The organism is Ignavibacteriota bacterium (assembly GCA_016708125.1).
Classification (GTDB): domain Bacteria; phylum Bacteroidota; class Ignavibacteria; order Ignavibacteriales; family Melioribacteraceae.
Genome location: JADJGF010000001.1, coordinates 369,012 through 390,523, shown reverse-complemented (window position 1 = coordinate 390,523; position 21,512 = coordinate 369,012). Strand labels below are relative to the sequence as shown.

The window sequence follows — 21,512 nt, the reverse complement described above, 5'->3', positions numbered from 1 at the left end:
CAAACAGATGAATAAACAGGTTGTTTGGTATGTGTTTCTTATGTCTGAATTTTTTTGCGGGTATCAGAAACCTGTTTACTGATGAGTCCAAATCTTCTCTCTCTATTTTGATAATCTTCAATTGCTTCAATTAAATTTTTACACGTAAAATCTGGCCATAGTACTTTTGAAACATAAAGTTCAGAATACGCAATTTGCCAAATTAAAAAATTACTAATTCTGTGTTCTCCGCCGCTTCTTATCATTAAATCAGGATCAGGAATTCCGGCAGTAGTTAAATTTTGTGAAATAAGTTCTTCGTTGATATCTTCAAACCCAACCTTTCCTTCAGCAAAATTTTTAGCAATTCTTTTTGTTGCTTCAACAATTTCCCAACGACCGCTATAACTTAAAGCTAAATTCAAAACAAGCGCATCATTTTTCTCAGTTTTTAATTTAGCTTGCGCTAATTCGTTTTGAACTATATTCGGTAAACTTTTCGAGTCACCAATTGCAATAATTTTTACATTATTCTTGTTTAGTTCATTAGTTTCATTTTTTAAACTTCTAACCATTAATCTCATTAATGTAGAAATTTCTTGCTGAGGTCTATTCCAATTTTCCGTTGAAAAAGTATATAAAGTAAGATATTTTACACCCAAATTGATGCAAGATTGCACCATAGTTCTTACAGTTTCAACACCTTTTTTATGACCAGCAGCTCTTGGTAATCTTTTATTTTCCGCCCATCTGCCATTGCCATCCATAATGATAGCAATGTGTTTTGGAATATTTCCATTTTTCTTTACAGTTTCAATTAACTCTAAGTCTTTTGAACTAAGTGATTTGGACAAAAGATTCTCTCAACTTGTTTTAAATCCGAATTTCCAAAATAACCGACCTAAAACTAAATGTCAAGGTTCATTAATTAGTAATCAATTACTCAATTCAATTGATTTGTACAATTTGATTGTGAATAAGTTCTCAAAAATTATTAATATTTTTAGGTCAAAAATTAAGTTGTTACTTTTTAGGTTAAAAGTTTAGAAGAGGAAAGTAAATTCAAATTAAAGATTTTTCGATTGATTTGCATCGCTTATTGCAACAACTTTAATATTTTTCTGCGCTTCAATTGTAAGATTTGTTAAGCAAATTTTCACTTTATTGAAAAGTTCTTTTGGAACACCAACGAACAAAGTAACTTTGCTATTAGAAAATTTTGTGTGTCTTGTTGCTAAAAATTCAAGTTTAGAATAAATTTTTGGTTCATTTAATTCTTCTTCGGATAAAGTAACCCCAATTGCATACTTTTTCTTTAGTTTGCCGATTGCGTCAATTTCATAATTTCCAATATTATTTGGCTCGGGTAAATACTTCCCATATTTTCTGCTTAATGTTAAATATCCATTCCGCCAAAAATGATTTACCAAATCATCTACTTTTCTTTGTCGTAAACTTTCTTTCATATCAAATCTCCAAACTAATTTAAGATTGGAATTATGGGAGAAAATTTTGATTTGCCCAAAATTTTAATATTGAAAATTTTATTAAACTCAAACATTTTAATTTCGTTTGAAGTGTTAACTCTTCCGTAAATAACTTTATTTCCATTTTTATTTTTTGATAAATAATATGGTTCAACTTCAACTTGATTTAAGTTATATAGGAATTTCAATCTTCTTCTTTGGTTTATAGCTGAGTTAAAAATTTCTGTTTTCATTTTTCCCCTTAATTATAAGTTCTAAATACAGCAACAACTTTACCCAAAATTGAAAAATCATTTTTTCTTTTAACAACTATTGGATTAAAATCTTTATTTGCCGGAATTAATTCAATTCGATCATTCTTTTTATAATATCTTTTTACCGTAGTATCATTATCGAGCATTGCGATAACAATATCATTATTTATTGCATCATTTTGTTCTTTTACAATTACGGTATCACCTTCTAAAATTCCATCATCAATCATACTTTCACCGCGGACTTTTAACCCAAAATACTTAAAACCTTTCTTAATTAGACTTGCATCAATAAGCAAAGTTCCATCTATATTTTGATCTGATAGAACCGGATAACCAGCAGCAACTTTTCCCAGCATTGGAATTTCAACCGAATTATTTTCCTTTTTTTTATTAAAAAGGATTTCCGATTTTTCAGTTAAATTAATTGATCTATTGGAATTTGTAAATACATTTAAATATCCCTTTTTCACTAAAGCATCAAGATGACGTTTAACGCCGAATGTGCTGCTGATATTAAAATGACTTCCAATTTCTCTATAAGAAGGTGGAAATCCATTTGTATCAACAAAATCTTTTATGAAGTTGAGAATATTATTTTGTCGTTCAGTCAACTAAACCTCTAGTGTTATTTTGTACACTACAAAAATAGTGAACAAACGAGCACTTGTCAAGTAAAAAAAATATTTAAATTTTCGAAGATTTATATTGACAATTACATTTTTTTTATGTTATGTATCGCAGCAATTTTTTATAAATAATTAAAATTTTCGATGATTTATTATTCTTTAAATAACAATTATTTTACAACAAATTTCTCAGAGAGGAAAGATACAGTCAATGGAAGAATTGCAACTTTTTGGGGAGAAAGACGAGCCTCCGAGTTCGGCTTATTCTCTCGAGACTTCAGTGGAAGTTTCACCAATAAATATTCAAACAAAAACCTCAATAACTAATACCAGCACCTTATCGGAAAAGCTTAACAGCAAATTAACCCAGAAACAAAAAACCAAAAACGAAGAGACAACCCTAAGTGTTGTCAGTAGATTACTTTTTCCTATAAGTAAAAAAAGTCAATCATTTCGTAAAAAATTTTATCCGACTATTACAAATGAACAATGGAATGACTGGCATTGGCAAGTTAGCAACAGAATTAGAACAATTGAAAAATTAGAAAGAATAATTACTCTTTCTAATGATGAAAAAGAAGGAATTCTTGCTCATAGAGGTCCTTTACCTTTTGCAATTACTCCATATTACGCAAGTTTAATTGATGGAATGGATGAAAATCAGCCATTAAGACGAACTGTAATTATGGTTAAAGATGAAGAAATTCTTTCACCCGGAGAAGCTGCCGATCCATTAAATGAAGAAGGCGATTCACCGGTGAAAGGCATAGTACATAGATATCCAGACCGAGTTTTATTTTTAGCAACTGGTTTTTGTTCAGTTTATTGTAGATATTGTACTCGATCAAGAATGGTTGGAAATCCCGGCGGAGAATACAAGCATGATCTCAAACAATGGGAAAATGCAATTGAATATATAAAGTCGCATCCAGAAATTAGAGATGTTTTAATTTCCGGCGGTGATCCACTAACTTTAGCTGATGATAAAATTGAATGGCTTCTTTCTCGTTTAAGAAAAATTCCTCATGTTGAATTTATTAGAATGGGAACAAAAGTTCCGGTAGTTCTTCCGCAAAGAATAACTCCAGCTTTGACAAAAATATTGAAGAAATATCATCCGCTTTGGATGTCAATACATTTTACACATCCGGATGAATTAACTCCGGAAGTTCAAGAAGCTTGTTCAAGATTGGCTGATGCCGGAATTCCGTTAGGAAGTCAAACTGTATTATTGAAAGGTGTCAATGATTCAGTTGATATTCTAAAACCTCTCTACCAAGGATTATTAAAAATAAGAGTAAAACCTTATTATTTATATCAGTGCGATCCGGTACAGGGTACAGCACATTTCAGAACTCCAATTTCAAAAGGATTGGAAATGATACAAGGATTACGTGGTCATACTTCCGGTTATGCCGTTCCTCAATATATTGTAGATGCTCCTGGCGGAGGCGGAAAAATTCCTTTATTACCTGAATATTTTCAAGGTAGAGAAGGGAATTATATTTTACTTAAAAATTATGAAGGGAAAATCTTTAAATATTATGATGAAGAATCAGAAATTCATCAATAACTAAAAGGTAAATTGCGAATAAATGAATATTGGAATTACTTTTGATCTTCGCGATCAATATTTAAAACTTGGTTTTGGTGAAGAAGAAACTGCTGAATTTGATAAAGAGAGTACAATTTCGGCAATTGATAATACTTTAAAAGAATTGGGTCATACAACTGAAAGAATTGGTAATATTTGGGATCTTACAAAAAAACTAAATAAAGGTAAAACTTGGGATTTAGTTTTTAATATTGCAGAAGGCTTAAGAGGAATTGGCAGGGAAGCACAAGTCCCTGCCATTCTTGATGCTTACAACATCCCATATACTTTTTCTGATCCGTTAGTTTTATCTCTTACACTTCACAAGGGAATGACAAAAAGAGTTTTGCGTGATTTAGGAATACCAACTCCAAATTTTTTTGAAGTTCACAAAATTGATGATGTTAAAAAAGTAAAATTAAAATATCCGTTATTTGCAAAACCCAACGCGGAAGGTACCGGAAAAGGAATTTCCTCAAAATCTAAAATCAGAAATAAAAAAGAACTTTTTGAAGTTTGCGAAAATTTACTCACAACTTTCAAACAACCGGTTTTAGTTGAAGAATTTTTACCGGGAAGAGAATTTACAACTGGTGTTGTTGGAACCGGTGAAAATGCAAAGGTTATTGGATCGATGGAAGTTATACTTTTAGATTCTGCAGAACCGGATGCGTATTCTTATGCTAATAAAGAAGATTGGCAAGGAAAAATTAATTATAAAATAGTGAATGATAAAGTTGTGAAGAAAGCTGAGAAATTTGTTCTTGATGCTTGGAAAGGTTTAGGGTGCAGAGATGCGGGTCGAGTTGATGTTAGAATTGATAGAAATGGAATTCCAAATATTATTGAATTAAATCCGCTTGCTGGAATTCATCCGACACATTCTGATTTACCAATTATTTGTAATATGAAAAAAATTGAATATAAAACTTTACTTAATTGGATTGTTGAAAGCGCATCTGAAAGAATTAAAATAAAAAATATTTCTGCAAAATAAATTTCCCCCAAATGAAAGTTTTAATTGTTTATAATCTTCCATCAGAAAAAAATGCCGCAGATGATTTAGATGTTCTTGATCAAGTTAATGCAGTTGAAAAATCCTTAATAGAATTAGGTCATTCAACGGAAAAATTTGGTGTTGATTTAAATCTTGAAATGTTTGAAAACTTTCTACATCAATATAAACCAGACTTGGTTTTTAATTTAGTTGAAGCAATTAATGGTGTTGAAAAATATTTACATTTTATTCCCGTAATTTTAGAAAAATTGAAAATCCCTTTCACCGGCGGAAATTCAGAATCGCTTTATGTAACAACAAATAAAGTTTTCACAAAAAAGTTATTCGATTTGTACGAAATTCCAACTCCAAAATGGTTTGCATCAAATAATAATTTTGAAAAAATAAATTTTCATACTCCTTGCATAATTAAACCAATTTTTGAAGATGCTTCGGTAGGACTTGATGATACTTCAGTAATTTTTGATAATAAAAAGTTAGATGAAGAATTATCAAATCGAATAAAAAAATATGGCGAATGTTTTGTCGAAGAATTTATTGATGGAAGAGAATTTAATATTTCAATTCTGGAAACGGAAAATGGACCGCAAGTTTTGCCAATTGCAGAAATTAAATTTGAAGACTATCCAAAAGATAAACCAAAAATTGTAAATTATGATGCAAAGTGGAATGAAGAATCTTTCGAATATTCTCATTCAGTAAGAAATTTTGAAAATAACGAAGATGATAAAAATCTCTTTGAGAAACTTAGAAAAGTAACAATTCAATGTTGGGAAAAATTTCAGCTAAATGGTTATGCGCGCGTTGATTACAGAGTTGATAAAAATAATAATGTTTATGTTTTGGAAATAAATGTAAATCCGTGCATTTCTCCCGATAGCGGATTTTATGCAGCTTGTGAAAAACTTGGTTGGGATTATACAAAAATGGTTGAAGTTATTTTACACTCAACAATAAAACATATTTTATTATAAAACATCATTCCCGAATGCTTTTATCGGGAATCTATTTAGATTAAAATGGAACCCAATTTCGTAGGAATGATAAATTAAAAAGAAAAATTTATGAAAACAGAAAAAGTTAAAATAAGTTATTTAATTAGAGATTTTGTAAAAAAAGAAGATCCAGCTAACATTAGAGAAATTGTTTCATCAACCGGTTTTTTTTCTGATGATGAAGTAAATATTGCAGTTGAATTAATAGAAGAAAGATTGCAAAAAGGAATTGAAAGCGGTTATCATTTTTTATTTTTAGAAATTGATGAAAAGACAGTTGGCTATTCGTGTTTTGGACCAATACCGGCAACAAAATTTAGTTTTGATCTTTATTGGATTGCGGTTCATAAAGATTATCAAAATTTTGGATTAGGTAAAATTCTTTTAACAGAAAGTGAAAATGCTATTTCAAATTTAGGCGGAAACAGAATTTATGTAGAAACCTCGGGAAGGGAACAATATATTTCTACTCGTAAATTTTATTTATCTTGTGATTATAATGAAGAAGCTGTTCTTAAAGATTTTTACGCGCCGGATGATGCAAAATATTTGTATTTAAAAATTGTTTAGTAATTAATTTACAAAGTTGTTATTCCGAAAATAAATTCTGATATCTAATAAAAAAAGATGCCGAAACGAGTTCGGCATGACTAAAAAAATAATTTATCTAAGAGTGATGTTAAGCTTAATCTATATAATCCAGCCAGCCAAATTTATCTTCTCTTTCGCCGTATTGAATTCCTAAAATTTCTTCGTACAATTTCGTTCCAAGTACACCGGCATTTTCATCGCTGAATTGCAATATGTTTTCGTTGTATTTTAGTTTACTGATAGATGAAATAATTGCAGCTGTTCCGGTTCCGAATAATTCAACTAAATTTCCATTTTTGTAACCATCAACAACTTCATCAATAGAAATTTGTCTTTCGTTCATATTGTAGCCCCAATCTTTCAAAATATCAACTACTGACATTCTAGTAATTCCGGGTAAAATTGATCCGCTTAAATTTGGTGTTACAACTTCATCTTTAAATTGAATAAAAATGTTCATTGTTCCAACTTCTTCAATAAATTTTTGATGAATTCCATCAAGCCATAATACTTGGGAATATCCTTCTTTCTTTGCTTCACGTTGAGCTAATAAACTTGCCGCATAATTTCCGGCAGTTTTGCAATCGCCAATTCCTTTACGAACAGCTCTAACATATTTATCCGTTGTTAAAATTGGAACCGGTTTAAAACCTTCGGGATAATATGGGCCAACTGGGCTTAACATAATCATAAATTTAAATTGATCGCCAGCTTTGACACCAATATATGGATCGCAAGCAAACATTAAAGGACGAATATATAATGAATGTCCGGGTTTTGTAGGAATCCACTCGTGTTCTAATTTTACGAGTTCTTTCAAAGCAGTTAATGCCAAATCCATATCCAATTCCGGCATGCATAATCTTGTGGCTGAGCGGTTCATTCTTTTCACATTTTCATCTGGTCTAAAAAGTGCAATTTTTCCATCTGCATGTTTATATGCTTTCAAGCCTTCAAAAATTGCTTGTCCATAATGAAAAACTAAAGCTGCGGGGGATATTTGAAAATTTCCAAATTTTTTAATTGTTGGATTATACCAACCTTTTCCGGTTTCGTAATCCATTTCAAAATAATGAGTACTAAAATTTTTACCGAAAACTAAATTATCCGGAATTTTTACATCTGTTGTTTGTTCAATTTCTAAGTAATTGATTTCTGACATAATTTTCACCTAATCTAAAATTTGTAGAAGTTTTATAATTTTAACGATAATATATAAGAAATAATTTTTATATCAATACAAAAAGTTATACAACTTTTAACAACGAATTGACTCACAATTAAAGTAACCGAAGTTAATTAGGAAAACAATACGTTGCCTCATAATATAAGTAACCGAAAAAAGCGGAAATATTATGAGCAAAAAGTCGAAACAAGAGTATATTGCAGCTATACGAGCAAGATATTTAAGTTCAAATAAGGCAGAAAAACAGAAACTTCTTTATGAAATATGCACTACTTGTGGATATAATAGAAAATATATAATAAGGGTATTGAATAAAAAAGAAATAAAAGGAACCCCAAAGAAAAAAGCCGGCAGAAAGAAAAAATTTGCTCACAATGAGATAATAGCAGCATTAAAGAATATTTGGAAATCAACTAATCTTATTTGCTCAAAAAGATTAAAATATGCAATACCACTATGGCTTCCATTTTATGAGGGAGAACTAACAGAAGAAAATAGAAAACTTCTTCTCAGAATTTCACCAGCAACAATAGACCGACTCTTAAAACCGATTAGGAATAAATTTAAGAAAAAGGATTATCAACAACCAAACCGGGTTCTTTAATCAAAAAACAAATTCCAATAAAAACAAACCAGTGGGATGAGAGTTCCCCGGGATTTATTGAAGCAGATACCGTAGCTCATTGTGGAGACTCGATTACTGGTAGTTTTGTCTATACAGTTAACACTGTTGATATTGCCTCCGGATGGACTGAAGCACGTGCTATATGGGGCAAAGGACAACAAGGAACTTTTAAGGCTATTGAATCTATTGAGAATTCTCTCCCTTTCAAAGTTCTTGGTTTTGATTCTGATAACGGTGGTGAATTTCTTAACTGGCATCTATTGGCTTACTTCACGAAACGTAAACAACCGGTTGACTATACTCGTTCACGAGCTTATATGAAAAACGATAATGCACATATTGAAGGTAAAATTGGACTCACATCAGGCAATATTTTGGTTATCATCGCTTCGATAATATTAAAATTGTTGAGCTGATGAATGATATTTTTACTAATGAATGGTCTTTGTTTTTTAACTTCTTTATTCCTTCTTCTAAAATTATTTCCAAAGTTCGCGATGGCTCTCAAGTTATCAAAAAACACGATCAGCCTAAAACCCCTTTTCAAAGAATTTTAGACTCTACGGTTGTCTCTAAGAAAACTAAAATCCTCTTGACAAATAAACACACAAAATTAAATCCCTTTTTGCTACAAAACTCAATCTCTCGTAAAATAAATGAAATCTTGAAGTTGATTTGACGTTATCAACATATTAACAAAGAAAGAAAAAAGTAGCAAAAAAAGAAAGAAACAATTATTATTACTTTTTATTATCTATTTGGAATTTTTATGAACTCTTTTTTCAACATTTTTTCTTTACCATAGTTACCTTTTATTTTGAGGCAACTGGACAATATCATTTTAATTGAATAGGAAAAACCTATTTTTTATTGTCAATAACTTTTCAAAATTAATTAAGTTTTTTACTACTACTATGTGTAGTTACATTTGTTTTAATATTTTTGTATTTTCATTTTAAATAAAATTAGAGTTTAAATTTGTTTGAAAATATTTTTTCTTTCTTCGGTAAAAAAACTCTTAATTTTTTTCAAGAGTTTGGACAAGTCTCAATTCTTTTCCTTAAAGTTATCGGATTTTTTCCTAAAATATTTAAAAATAGAAAATTAGTTTTAGCTCAAATGGAGCATATTGGAGTTGGTTCACTTCCGCTTGTTGTAATTATTGCAATATTTACCGGCGCTGTTGCGGCGTGGCAAGCTGCATATCAATTAAAAGGATTAGCACCAATTTCATTTTTAGGTACAGCAACCAGCAGAGCAATTATTACTGAACTTGGTCCGGTTTTAACTGGAATTATTATTGCCGGAAGAGTTGGAGCATCTATTGCGGCAGAATTAGGTTCAATGAAAGTAACCGAGCAATTAGATGCATTGGAAACAATGGGAATTAGTCAAATTAGATATTTGGCAATGCCGCGATTTTTTGCTGCTATTGTAATGTTACCAATTCTTATAGTTTTTGCAAATGCAATAGCGGTTCTTGGCGCATATTTAGTTTCAAATTTTTTCTTAAATGTTTCGTATGCAGTTTTTTTTGATTCAGTAAAAAGATTTTTTACTATGGGAGATTTTTTATTCGGAATGTTTAAGGGAATGATTTTTGGCGGAGTTACTGCATTGTTGGGATGTCACATTGGATTCCGTACTGAAGGTGGTGCAGAGGGTGTTGGAAAATCTACGATTAGATCTTTTGTTGTTTCATCAGCAGTTATTTTAATTCTGGATTATGCATTATGGTCATTAGTTTTTTAGTATAAAAATGTTAAGAAGAATTTTCAATATAATTTTCTCATTTGTTTTCTTAATAATCTCAATTCCATTTTTAATTATTTCAGCAATAATTATTTTTTTCGAATTGAAAAGTTTTCCGTTTTTTGTGCAAGAAAGAGGTTTAACTTTAGAGAAAAATAGATTTAAAATTTATAAAATTAGAACTCTTAAAAAATCAATAAAATCAATTACGCACAATTGTGAAGAGGATATTTTTTTCAAAAATGTTTTAAGAACAAATATAACACCTTTTGCAAAATGGCTTAGAAAAACCGGACTTGATGAATTACCCCAACTTATAAATGTGATAAAAGGTGAAATGAATTTAATTGGTCCGCGACCATTAATGTTAGAAGATTTAAAAACAATTCAGAAAGCTTCACCGGAATTTTATAACAGAAGAGAAAAAATAAAAAACAAACCCGGTATTTCCGGCTTATGGCAATTATTCGGCAACCGTAATGAAGGATTAATCAGCATGTTGGCACTGGAATCACTTTACGAAAAAGTTGCAACACCAATTTTGGATTTAAAATTAATTTTGTACACTTCAACGGTTGTGTTACAAGCAAAAAATTCGGATTCAATATTTTTTACTCCAAGAATTAACGGAATGAGAGTTGAAACTTTTGTTGATAACTCTTCAAATTTAAAAGTAATTCTTAATATGCCCGAAGGTATTGCAAAATTTATTTTGGAAAAAGTTGAAAAAACTGAAGGTAAATATACTATTGAAATACCCTCTGATTGGTGGTATGTAAGTGATAGTTACAAAAATGCAAAACAAGAAAAAAAGGATAAAAATATATTTCAAATTGAAAAAAAACTACAGTAGAAAAAAGTAAAAAAATTAATAACTCACCTCTTACTTTAAACAAATAAAATCGTATTTACACTCAATTGATGATAATATTCAAATTAAAATAAATTAATTGAAAAATTTAAAAATATTAATTTGATTTTAATGAAAATAATTTATTAATATTAATAGTCTCAATTCAAACAATTGAAAAATAATTATATTGATAAATATATAGTTGAATAATTGAAAGGAGTTTATTTAAATAAACGGAGGTGTAATGAAGAGGACAATCACATTTTTATTGTTATTAAGTAGTTTTATGTTTGGGCAAACAGTTCTTGTAAATTGGAATTTTGACGATCAAAATGTTTTATCGGATGAAGGAACAGATGGAACAGGGTTGACACCCTACAATACGAATCAGATCATTATAACAAATGAAGGCGCAACAATTAATTATACTGATGGAAATCCATTGACAGGCCAATGTTTGTTAACGAGAAGTTGGAGTGAAAATGAATATTATTTAATTACTGTTAATACAATAAATTATTCAGATATATATCTAAGTTTTGATTGCTACAGTTCATCTACTGGTCCAAGAGATTTTAAAATTCAGTTTAGCACAAATGCAATTGATTTTTATGATATAACTAACAATGTTTTCCGATCACCATTAAGCTTTTCATCCACTCCAATGTTTAACTTTAGTTTACCAAATGAATGTAACAATACATCAAATCTAAATTTGAAAATCTTATGCACATCAAATGTACAAGCAGATGGCGATGGAGATATTTCATCGCAAGGCACATTTCGTATTGACAACATCTCTGTTATTTCAGAATTAAATGAACCTCTCCCCGTCGAACTCACTACTTTCTCAGCTTCAGTGGTTGATAAAAATGTGAAATTAAATTGGGAAACTGCAACTGAAGTTAATAATTATGGTTTTGATATTGAAAGAAAATCTGAATTTGGAAATTGGAATAAAGTTGGATTTGTTCAAGGTAGCGGAAATAGCAATTCTACAAAATTTTACAACTATATTGATCAAACAATTAACATTTCTCAAAAATATTTTTACCGATTGAAACAAATTGATATCGATGGAAACTTTGAATACTCCGATGAAGTTGTTATAATATTTGGAACTCCCCAGAATTTTGAATTAGAGCAAAATTATCCAAATCCTTTCAACCCAATTACAAAAATAAAATATTCAATTCCGGATAATTCTAATCTTCAACAAAAAGTTGTTTTAAAAATTTATAATGTTTTAGGACAAGTTGTAAAGACTTTGGTTAACGAAAATAAACATCCGGGGATTTATGAAATTGAATTTAACGGTAACGATTTAATGAGTGGAATTTATTTTTATAAATTGGAAGTCGGTAATTTTATACAAATGCGGAAAATGGTTTTAACAAAATAAAATTTATAAAATCCAAAAATATTTAGCCCGTTTATCGGGCTTTTTTTTGGATAAAATTTTTGTTTTGCTTACTTTGTAAAATGTTAATTCAACAATTCTGGTTAACAAATAATTGGGGGCAAAGGTGAAAATCATTTTTACATTTCTCATTTTATTTTATTCAGTTACGGTTTGCCAAACCGATTTAATTGTAAATTCAGAAAAAATAATTCCTAAAAAATCAGATCATAAATTTTCTCATAGCAGTATTCGAAATTCCAATAATTTTATTAAATCGCATCCGCATTTGAAAAAAAATAATTTTGAAAATCGAAAAATAACTTTACAAAAATCACTTGACTTAAATCAATATCAATATAATTACATAATTCAAATTTGGAATGATGAAACTTCAGCGTGGGAAAATTCCGAAAAGTTTTTAAATCTCTATAATGATGGTTTTAAGGAATTAGAAAGTATAAATCAAATTTGGGATGAAGCAAGCGGGGATTGGGTAAACGTAAGTAAGTTTACAAGTGAATATGATGTTAATGGAAACTGGATAAACTTTTTTAGAGAAAATTGGAATGTTGATAAATGGGAAAATTATTTCCAATATATAACTTCCTTTAATCTGCAAAACTTAATGATTGAAGACCTCTTACAAGTTTGGAATTCGACATCGGCAAAATGGGAGAACTATATAATTTATAAATATGAATATGATTCAAATGAAAATAATGTTTCTTATTTAAGACAAGATTGGAACAATTCAACTTCCCAATGGATAAATATTTGGCTGCATCTTGGCACTTTTGATAACAATAATTTGTTAGCTAAAGATTTATATCAAGAATGGAACAGCTCAAATGTTTGGGAAAATGTTGTTCTAAATCTTTATACATATGATGAATCTTTTAATGAAACAGAAAAAATAGTTCAAACTTGGAATTTGGAAAGTTCTATATGGGAAAATGAATCAAAACATAATTATAGTTATGTAAATAATTTGAATATGGATTATTATTATTTTTATTGGGATTTGGATATTCAAGATTGGATTATTTGGTATCGTGATTTATATTCTTATGATGAAAATGAAAATCAAACCGGATATGTTTCTGAAGATTGGGACAATCAAAATTTAGTTTGGATAAATTATGAAAGAGCTTTTTTTAATTTTAATGAACAAAATATTTTGATGAGTGAATTATATCAAAGTTGGAATTTAAATTTGAATGATTGGATTAATTCAACAAAAATAGATTATACTTTAACTCAAATTCCTACGGAAATTTCGGAAGAAAAATTTGCTTTGGAAAATACTTTTGAATTGCACCAAAATTATCCTAATCCTTTCAACCCAACTACGAAAATAAAATATTCCATTCCGGATAATTCTAATCTTCAACAAAAAGTTGTTTTAAAAATTTATAATGTTTTAGGACAAGTTGTAAAAACTTTGGTTAATGAAAATAAACTATCTGGAATTTATGAAATTGAATTTAACGGAAGTGATTTGATGAGCGGAATTTATTTTTATAAAATTAATTTTGGAAGTTTTGAACAAACTAAAAAAATGATTTTGCTAAAGTAACTTGTTAATTTGTAAAAGAAAAAAGTACTTGCGAATCATATTTAATGAATTTAAGTTTAGCATACAAAGATATCCGATATAGGTAATTTCAGCATCGAATTCTTTTTGGATAAAATGTCTATTATTGATCAAAATACTGCACAAATTATTTCGAAAATTTTCATCAAAAATAATTTTACAAATCGAAAGGTTCTGAAGCTATCTATATTAATAATTAAGAATTTATAAAAAAAATTTAGAGAGAATTTTATGTCTGATTACGTAAAAAAAATTATCGCCGATGTAAAAGCAAAAAACCCAAGTGAGCCGGAATTTCATCAAGCAATTGAAGAAGTAACAGAATCTTTGGATTTAGTTTTAGAAAGACATCCAGAATACCAATCCGCAAAAATTTTAGAGAGAATGGTTGAGCCGGAAAGAGTAATAATGTTTAGAGTTCCATGGATGGATGACCAAGGAGAAATTCATGTTAACCGCGGATTTAGAATTGAAATGAATAGCGCAATTGGTCCGTATAAAGGCGGCTTGCGGTTTCACCCTTCTGTAACTTTGGGAATTCTAAAATTTTTAGCATTTGAACAAGTGTTTAAAAATAGTTTAACAACTTTGCCAATGGGCGGCGGAAAAGGCGGATCTGATTTTAATCCCAAAGGAAAAAGTGATAACGAAATTATGCGTTTCTGCCAAAGTTTTATGACTGAATTATTCAGACATATTGGAGCTGATACAGATGTTCCAGCCGGTGATATTGGTGTTGGAACAAGAGAAATCGGTTATCTTTTTGGCCAATACAAAAGACTAAAAAATGAATTTACCGGAGTGTTAACCGGTAAAGGTTTAAATTGGGGAGGTTCATTAGTCCGACCAGAAGCAACCGGATTTGGTGTTGTGTATTTTGCTCAAGAAATGTTGAAAACAAAAAATACTACATTTGATGGAAAAACTGTTGCTGTTTCCGGATTTGGAAATGTTGCTTGGGGTGCAGTTCAAAAAGTAAATGAACTTGGAGGAAAGGTTGTAACTCTAAGTGGACCGGACGGATTCATTTATGATAAAAACGGAGTTTCCGGTGAAAAAGTTGACTACATGTTAAAACTTAGATCAAGCAATAAAGATATTGTAGAAGATTATGCAAAAGAATTTGGGGCAGAATTTTTTGCCGGAAAAAGACCTTGGGAAATTAAAGTCGATGTTGCTTTGCCTTGTGCAACCCAAAATGAAATTGAAGAAAAAGATGCAAAAAATTTAGTTGATAATGGATGTATGTGTGTTTGCGAAGGTGCGAATATGCCAACAACAATCGGAGGATACAAAATTTTTAGTGAGGCCGGAATTTTATATGCACCCGGAAAAGCTTCAAATGCCGGTGGGGTTGCAACTTCCGGTTTGGAAATGTCGCAAAATAGCATGCGCCTTCCGTGGTCAAAGGATGAAGTTGATAAACGCTTGCACGAAATTATGATTCGTATTCATAATACATGTATTACAACGGCAGATAGATTCGGAACTCCGGGAAATTACGTAAACGGTGCAAATATTGCCGGATTCTTAAAAGTTGCCGATGCAATGTTGGACCAAGGACTTGTGTAAAAAATTAAAATGATAAAAAGAGAATTAACAGATATTGAAGTTAAAGACGTTTTTGGAAGCCGTCTAAAAAAATTTCAAAAATTAATGAAATATAAAATTAGAGACATTTTACTTGTCTCTAGTTTGTATGATAATTATTTATTTGAAGAAGACGGCAGACTTTACGAATTAATTCGTGAAGAATATCATACCTTAAATTTAAGCCACACTCCGGAAATTGTTCACGTTACAACCGGTGTTGAAGGAATTGAATTAGTAACAAATAAAAATAGTTTCGATTTGGTTATCACCACTATGCATATTGAAGATATGCACGTTATTGATTTTGCAAAACGCGTAAAAAAAATAAATCCGGATTTACCAATTGTACTTTTGGCGTATGATAATCAAGAGCGAAAGGAAATTAAACATACTCCAAACTCACATATTTTTGATAGATTTTTTATCTGGCAAGGTGATTATCGTTTACTGATGGGAATTATAAAATATATTGAAGATAAAAAAAATATTGAAAATGATACTTCCGTTGTTGGAGTTCAAGCAATAATTTTAGTTGAAGATGATGTAAAATTTTACTCACAATATTTACCTCTTATTTATACACAAGTTTTTAAGCAATCACAAAGATTAATTTCCGAAGGTGTAAATACTTCTCACAGATTTTTAAGAATGCGCGCACGACCCAAAATTCTTTTGTGTACCAGTTACGAAGAAGCTTGGGAATATTTTGAAAAATATCAAAAATATATTTTGGGAATAATTTCGGATGTAAATTTTCCTCATAAAGGAGTTAAAGATCCGGAAGCCGGTTTGAAGTTTGCTAAAAAAGTAAAAGAACTTCAAGATGATATTCCGATTCTGCTTCAATCAAGTCAAGCAGATCATGCATCAATGGCTCAAGAAATTCAAGCTTCATTTTTGCAGAAAACATCTCCAACATTATTAGCTGATCTTAAAAAATTTTTGATGGCAAATTTTGGATTTGGCGATTTTATTTTCAAAATGCCTGATGGAACAGAAGTTAGTCGCGCAAAAAATTTAAAAAATCTCGAAGAACAATTAACAGTTGTTCCCGATGAATGTGTAGCTTATCATTCCGAACGAAATCATTTCTCAAATTGGCTTAAAGCGAGAACGGAGTTTTGGCTTGCTCAACATTTTAGACCAAAAAAAATATCAGATTTTAAATCTGTAACTGAATTGCGTAATGATTTAATATCCAATATAAAAAGTTATCAAGAATTGCGTCAGCGCGGAACCGTAACGGAATTTGATAGAGAAACTTTCGATCCAAAAAATAGTTTTGCAAGAATTGGCGGCGGTTCGCTTGGCGGAAAAGCAAGAGGTTTGGGATTTATAAATTCCTTAATTGTTAATTATGATATAGAAAATAAATTTGAGGGCGTAGAAATTTACGTTCCCAGCGCGGTTGTTTTAGCAACGGATGTTTTTGATAGCTTTCTTGAAGAAAATGATTTATTGAGTTTTGCAATTAATGAAAAAGAAGATAAAAAAATAATTACAAAATTTTTGGAAGCGGAAAAATTTCCAAGCGAAGTAATTCTAAAATTGATTGAAGTTTTAAGTTTGATAAAAACTCCGCTTGCTGTTCGTTCATCAAGTTTATTGGAAGATTCTCAATTCCAGCCGTTTGCCGGTGTTTATCAAACGTACATGATTCCTAATAATGATACTGATCTTGATACACGTTTAGATGAACTTTTACAAACAATAAAATTAGTTTATGCTTCAACTTTCTTGCAAAGATCAAAGGATTATTTAAAAGCTACTTCTTATAGATTAGAAGAAGAAAAAATGGCTGTTATTATTCAGAAACTTGTCGGAACTCAGCATAACGAAAGATTTTATCCGGATATTGCCGGAGTTGCAAAATCATATAATTTTTATCCGATTGCTCCGCAAAAATCTCAAGATGGAATTGCTTTAGTGGCTCTGGGATTGGGCAAAACCGTTGTAGAAGGTGGAAATACAGTAAGATTTTGTCCTCGTTATCCCAAACATTTAATGCAGTTTTTCACAACAAAAGAAACAATGAAAAATGCTCAGCAGAATTTTTATGCATTAAATATTGAAGGAAGACTTTACACCGGCTCTAATGAAATTCCCAACAATTTAGTTCAACAATATAAACTTGAAATTGCCGAAAAAGATAATACACTTTTTTATACCGGATCAACATACTCCCCGGAAAATGATGCTGTTTATGATGGAATTTCAAGATCGGGAACAAGAGTTGTAACTTTTGCTCCAATCTTAAAACAAAATATTTTTCCTCTTCCGCAAATTTTAGAATTGATTTTGAACTTTGGTACTTACGTAATGGGAACTCAAGTTGAAATTGAATTTGCACTAAATATGTCGGTGCCAAAAGGTGTACTTAAAGAATTTGCAATTCTGCAAATGCGCCCAATGGTTATGACGCGCGAAGCAAGCAATATTGAATTTCAAGAAGTAAATAGAGATGAAATGCTTTGCTCAACAAAACAAGTTTTGGGTGATGGAATTTATGATAATATTCGCGATTTAGTTGTAGTTGATAGAGAAAAATTTGAGAGAAGTAAAAGTAAAGATATTGCTTATGAAATTGCAAAAATTAATGAAAAACTTGTAAATGCAAAACGACCATATATTTTAATCGGCGTTGGCAGATGGGGAAGTACTGATCCTTGGCTTGGAATTCCGGTTACTTGGGATCAAATTTCGGGAGCTTCAGTAATTATTGAAGCGGGATTTAAAGATTTTAGTGTAACGCCATCTCAAGGCTCACATTTTTTTCATAATATTACTTCTTTTGGAGTTGGATATTTTACAATTGCAGAAACTCCCGGAGAATGTTTTATAGATTGGGATTGGCTGGCACAACAAGAATCTATTGAAGAATATACTTTTACAAGACATTTGAGATTTGATATTCCGCTCATTACAAAAATTAGCGGACAGAAAAATAAAGGTGTAATTTATAAGCCGAAAAGTTAAAAGTGAAACGATAAACGTAAAAACGTTGAGACGCAGAGACGTAAAACGTAAAAATAAATTCGTGCATTCGTGGCAAAATAATTAAATTCAATCCCATCAATTCGGTGGGATTTTTTTTAATACTGATTATCTCATTTTATGATAATTTAATGAAAAAATAATTTGATATTTAACTAAAATTAATTGAGCTTTAAAAAGTTAATTCATACAAAATGGGGGAGTATGAAGAAAGGAAAATAAATTAAGTAACCGGAGGAAAAATGATGTTAAAATCCCCAAAATCAATACCAATCTTGCATTCTTGTAATCTGCCACAAAAACGGCAGACAAATCTTTTAATTTTAGAATATTGCGATCTTGCAATTACCCAAATCAATCATTTAAGATTTAGCTTTACTAACTTCTTTCGTTTACACGTCTCAACGTTTTTAACGTTTTTTCTTTTCACCTTTGCCTTCTTGTCCGCCTTTGGCGGATTCACGACATCTTACGGACAAGTAAAAATAAAAGAGAAAGTTGAAATTAAGCCACTTATTACAAAGGGTTCTTCAATTATCAGAAATAATATTTTGACTGAGCCACATAGTATAAGATTAGAATATTCGTGGATACCTTCATACCAAGGCACAAAACCGAGATTTGGATATAGAATACGAACAAATACACCATTCTGCAGCGATAATAGATCTCCGGAATATGAGTTTGATGGAAATTTTGTTTATGAAATTAACAATCCGTTAGGCACAACATATGATTTTACTTTGGAATATGTCCATTGGAATTCATTAAGAGGGGAGTATGAATATTATGGAATGCTTGGAGATTATTTTGATGTATATGTTGATGGCAGCCATTATAAAAGGTTTAGAATGGAAGGATATATAGAACCATGGTATGGTTATCTGGGAATTGATATTAATGGAAGTGAAATAGAATTTAACGATTTAGGAAAATACTTTAATTTTTATACAAGCAACGAATGTTTACCTATTATAGGGAAGGTAAACGAAGATTGGCCAACAATTTCATTAATCGAAGGTGAAGAATACTTGACATTTTTCAATGTAGCAACAGAAGATACAATAGGCGACTCATTTTACAGCGGAGATTATTTAGATAATGGCTTTCCAATAAAGTTAATATATGATAAACCTTTATATAGTGAAAATAATATTAACGCAATTTTAAAAGCAGAAGTAAATGGAGAAGTAGCATTTGATACGATTTTAGTTAAAGCAATATGCATAACAGGAAGTAGTATCGAAGCAAGTGTAGAATATCCATATGTTTACAATAATGACGTTAATGGAATATATATAAATTCAACATATTCTGACGAATGTATGTTAAAAACATTGCCAGAAGATATTAAATTCAATGTTGCAATATTGGAAGGTGCGGATTATGGGTATTTAATAAATCCTCAAACCGGAGAAAAAGGAACTGTATTAAATAACCTCAGCCATGTAAACGGACAGTTGTATTTAGAATTTATTACAAATCAGTTGGAACCGCCATTAGAAGGTGATATAATAAACCTATTGGTAACTACTACAAATCCAAGCATCCCATATACAGAAGTTAGAATGAATATATTTCAGTCTAAAATAATAATTGAATTTGATAAGGAGAAACTATCACCGGGAGAAGAAGCCAATATTTATTTATATATGAAAGGACCCGAAGGTGAAAAATTAGCATTCCCAAATGGAGTGGATCAAGAATTTTATATCTCCATTTATAAAAATATGGAATATGCAGATATTTATACAAACGAAGATACAATAAGCAGCGACATGTTTTATCCGGGCAAACAACCATTTAAAATAAAAGCTATTAATGAAATAGACCTAGATTCGGTTAGAGTAATGCTTTATGTAGATACAGAAATAGAAAGTTCAGACCCAGCAATTACCAAGGTTAATAATACTGATACACTTCAAATGAATAATGTAAGTATGAGTTTTAATTCTGGTCTAAGCAAGAAAACTTACAATTTGAAAAGTAGAAGAATTGCTAATGGAAAATCTAAAACAAATGAAAAAAATAACATTAATAGTTTAGGAATTATTTCAAGCGTAAATACGTCAAGTGAATTAACACTAATTGCTGGTGTAGCTGGTATTGATATTAAAAAAGGTGGGTGTGATGATTTAGATATTTGTGATAGTCCTTTATCTGTACCCAATTTTCAATTAAAAAAGGTTATAGCAGGCGGAGCTAATCCTGATGCATGTGAACCAATTCAAAGAGACGCATCTGGTAATATAAAATTTCCAATTCAAACTGGCGGTTTTGCTCCACTTTATTGGATGAAACGACAAAATATTTCTGCTTCTCCGTGTAAGAATGATAATGGAATGATTCAATTTAATATGGAAATAAAAGAAAATGATAAAGTTGTAAATACATTAAAACCAGAATATATTTTAGAATTCTGTGTTAATAACATAGCTGCTGCTGGCTGGACTCTAATTACAAACACATCACATATGATTAATATATTGAATAACACATTAGTGGATGGAAAAATTACAGCAAATACAAAAGCTGAAATTAAAAATTTTGAACATGATATTAAGGTTTCAAAAATATATGAACCAAAAATAATTAAATATAAGTTAGAGCCAGTAACCTTTGCACATGAAAATAGACATAAAGAAGATTACGACAGCGCATTAGTTGCAAATAAAGAAAGATTATTTGATCAGAAAATCAAAGATTATCAAATAACTTGTGAAGATTATAAAAAGCCTTATAATGAAGCTCAAGAAGTAGCTGATATTAATTTTTCAAGAATAGTGCGAGAATTTATTGAAGATGTTATTAAAAATAGCTCTGGTAAATATTATAATTTTAGTTCAGAAAGAGATTATGAAGACTTTGTTCAAAGGCAACCCAAAGTACAAATGGAAATAGCTAATTTTGAAAAAGCTCTTTCAAATTTCAAAAGACAGTATGGTATTTTTTGAAAAATTAAATTG

The 21,512-nt window shown here is 30.2% G+C and carries 16 protein-coding genes and 1 pseudogene; 12 read left to right on the top strand and 5 right to left on the bottom strand.

The window, feature by feature from the left end; genetic code table 11:
- Positions 1 to 38: 38 nt before the first annotated feature.
- From IPH62_01925 to lexA, 4 genes are all read right to left on the bottom strand, one after another.
- Positions 39 to 833 carry an isoprenyl transferase gene (locus IPH62_01925; GenBank protein MBK7104024.1) on the bottom strand — a complete coding sequence of 265 codons (795 nt, stop codon included), beginning with the start codon at positions 831 to 833 and terminating at the stop codon, positions 39 to 41.
- 213 nt (positions 834 to 1,046) lie between these two features.
- Complete coding sequence (locus IPH62_01920) at positions 1,047 to 1,445, bottom strand: hypothetical protein (GenBank protein ID MBK7104023.1); 399 nt, start codon at positions 1,443 to 1,445, stop codon at positions 1,047 to 1,049.
- Positions 1,446 to 1,459: 14 nt separating this feature from the next.
- Entirely contained in the window at positions 1,460 to 1,699 is a 240-nt protein-coding gene (locus IPH62_01915) for a hypothetical protein (GenBank protein ID MBK7104022.1), read from the bottom strand.
- 8 nt (positions 1,700 to 1,707) lie between these two features.
- Positions 1,708 to 2,334: a transcriptional repressor LexA gene (gene lexA, locus IPH62_01910; GenBank protein ID MBK7104021.1), complete on the bottom strand. Its 627-nt coding sequence runs from the start codon at positions 2,332 to 2,334 to the stop codon at positions 1,708 to 1,710.
- A gap of 226 nt (positions 2,335 to 2,560) precedes the next feature.
- Here lexA and IPH62_01905 point away from each other — a divergent pair, with 226 nt between their 5' ends.
- From IPH62_01905 to IPH62_01890, 4 genes are all read left to right on the top strand, one after another.
- On the top strand, positions 2,561 to 3,922 hold the full coding sequence (locus IPH62_01905) for a KamA family radical SAM protein (GenBank protein ID MBK7104020.1): 1,362 nt from the start codon (positions 2,561 to 2,563) through the stop codon (positions 3,920 to 3,922).
- Between the two features lie 22 nt (positions 3,923 to 3,944).
- Positions 3,945 to 4,940, top strand: a complete 996-nt coding sequence (locus tag IPH62_01900) for an ATP-grasp domain-containing protein (GenBank protein ID MBK7104019.1) — start codon at positions 3,945 to 3,947, stop codon at positions 4,938 to 4,940.
- An 11-nt stretch (positions 4,941 to 4,951) separates the two neighbouring features.
- The gene (locus tag IPH62_01895; protein MBK7104018.1) at positions 4,952 to 5,935 is read left to right on the top strand and encodes an ATP-grasp domain-containing protein; all 984 of its coding nucleotides are present in this window, start codon (positions 4,952 to 4,954) and stop codon (positions 5,933 to 5,935) included.
- Positions 5,936 to 6,025: 90 nt separating this feature from the next.
- Positions 6,026 to 6,526: a GNAT family N-acetyltransferase gene (locus IPH62_01890; protein MBK7104017.1), complete on the top strand. Its 501-nt coding sequence runs from the start codon at positions 6,026 to 6,028 to the stop codon at positions 6,524 to 6,526.
- Positions 6,527 to 6,641: 115 nt separating this feature from the next.
- On the opposite strand, the gene IPH62_01885 is transcribed toward IPH62_01890, so the two are convergent.
- A complete protein-coding gene (locus IPH62_01885) occupies positions 6,642 to 7,709 on the bottom strand; it encodes a branched-chain amino acid aminotransferase (GenBank protein MBK7104016.1) in 1,068 nt (355 codons plus the stop codon).
- Positions 7,710 to 7,902: 193 nt separating this feature from the next.
- On the opposite strand from IPH62_01885, the pseudogene IPH62_01880 reads away from it, so the two are divergent.
- The 8 genes and pseudogenes from IPH62_01880 (at position 7,903) to IPH62_01845 (ending at position 21,500) form a co-directional block, all read left to right on the top strand.
- Positions 7,903 to 9,037: pseudogene (locus IPH62_01880) on the top strand (integrase).
- Positions 9,038 to 9,348: 311 nt separating this feature from the next.
- Positions 9,349 to 10,110, top strand: a complete 762-nt coding sequence (locus tag IPH62_01875; GenBank protein MBK7104015.1) for an ABC transporter permease — start codon at positions 9,349 to 9,351, stop codon at positions 10,108 to 10,110.
- A gap of 7 nt (positions 10,111 to 10,117) precedes the next feature.
- Positions 10,118 to 10,963 carry a sugar transferase gene (locus IPH62_01870; GenBank protein MBK7104014.1) on the top strand — a complete coding sequence of 282 codons (846 nt, stop codon included), beginning with the start codon at positions 10,118 to 10,120 and terminating at the stop codon, positions 10,961 to 10,963.
- Positions 10,964 to 11,207: 244 nt separating this feature from the next.
- A complete protein-coding gene (locus tag IPH62_01865) occupies positions 11,208 to 12,365 on the top strand; it encodes a T9SS type A sorting domain-containing protein (protein ID MBK7104013.1) in 1,158 nt (385 codons plus the stop codon).
- 625 nt (positions 12,366 to 12,990) lie between these two features.
- A complete protein-coding gene (locus IPH62_01860; protein ID MBK7104012.1) occupies positions 12,991 to 13,941 on the top strand; it encodes a T9SS type A sorting domain-containing protein in 951 nt (316 codons plus the stop codon).
- A 249-nt stretch (positions 13,942 to 14,190) separates the two neighbouring features.
- A complete protein-coding gene (gene gdhA, locus IPH62_01855; GenBank protein MBK7104011.1) occupies positions 14,191 to 15,531 on the top strand; it encodes an NADP-specific glutamate dehydrogenase in 1,341 nt (446 codons plus the stop codon).
- 84 nt (positions 15,532 to 15,615) lie between these two features.
- Positions 15,616 to 18,528, top strand: coding sequence for a histidine kinase (locus IPH62_01850; protein MBK7104010.1), 2,913 nt, complete (start codon positions 15,616 to 15,618; stop codon positions 18,526 to 18,528).
- A 260-nt stretch (positions 18,529 to 18,788) separates the two neighbouring features.
- The gene (locus IPH62_01845) at positions 18,789 to 21,500 is read left to right on the top strand and encodes a hypothetical protein (protein ID MBK7104009.1); all 2,712 of its coding nucleotides are present in this window, start codon (positions 18,789 to 18,791) and stop codon (positions 21,498 to 21,500) included.
- Positions 21,501 to 21,512 lie beyond the last annotated feature (12 nt).

Coding starts and splice junctions, on each gene's coding strand:
- IPH62_01920 (MBK7104023.1), bottom strand. CDS start 1,445: ATGAAAGAAAGTTTACGACAAAGAAAAGTAGATGATTTGGTAAATCAT.
- IPH62_01915 (MBK7104022.1), bottom strand. CDS start 1,699: ATGAAAACAGAAATTTTTAACTCAGCTATAAACCAAAGAAGAAGATTG.
- IPH62_01905 (MBK7104020.1), top strand. CDS start 2,561: ATGGAAGAATTGCAACTTTTTGGGGAGAAAGACGAGCCTCCGAGTTCG.
- IPH62_01900 (MBK7104019.1), top strand. CDS start 3,945: ATGAATATTGGAATTACTTTTGATCTTCGCGATCAATATTTAAAACTT.
- IPH62_01895 (MBK7104018.1), top strand. CDS start 4,952: ATGAAAGTTTTAATTGTTTATAATCTTCCATCAGAAAAAAATGCCGCA.
- IPH62_01890 (MBK7104017.1), top strand. CDS start 6,026: ATGAAAACAGAAAAAGTTAAAATAAGTTATTTAATTAGAGATTTTGTA.
- IPH62_01885 (MBK7104016.1), bottom strand. CDS start 7,709: ATGTCAGAAATCAATTACTTAGAAATTGAACAAACAACAGATGTAAAA.
- IPH62_01870 (MBK7104014.1), top strand. CDS start 10,118: ATGTTAAGAAGAATTTTCAATATAATTTTCTCATTTGTTTTCTTAATA.
- IPH62_01865 (MBK7104013.1), top strand. CDS start 11,208: ATGAAGAGGACAATCACATTTTTATTGTTATTAAGTAGTTTTATGTTT.
- IPH62_01860 (MBK7104012.1), top strand. CDS start 12,991: ATGATTGAAGACCTCTTACAAGTTTGGAATTCGACATCGGCAAAATGG.
- gdhA (MBK7104011.1), top strand. CDS start 14,191: ATGTCTGATTACGTAAAAAAAATTATCGCCGATGTAAAAGCAAAAAAC.
- IPH62_01850 (MBK7104010.1), top strand. CDS start 15,616: ATGAAATATAAAATTAGAGACATTTTACTTGTCTCTAGTTTGTATGAT.
- IPH62_01845 (MBK7104009.1), top strand. CDS start 18,789: ATGATGTTAAAATCCCCAAAATCAATACCAATCTTGCATTCTTGTAAT.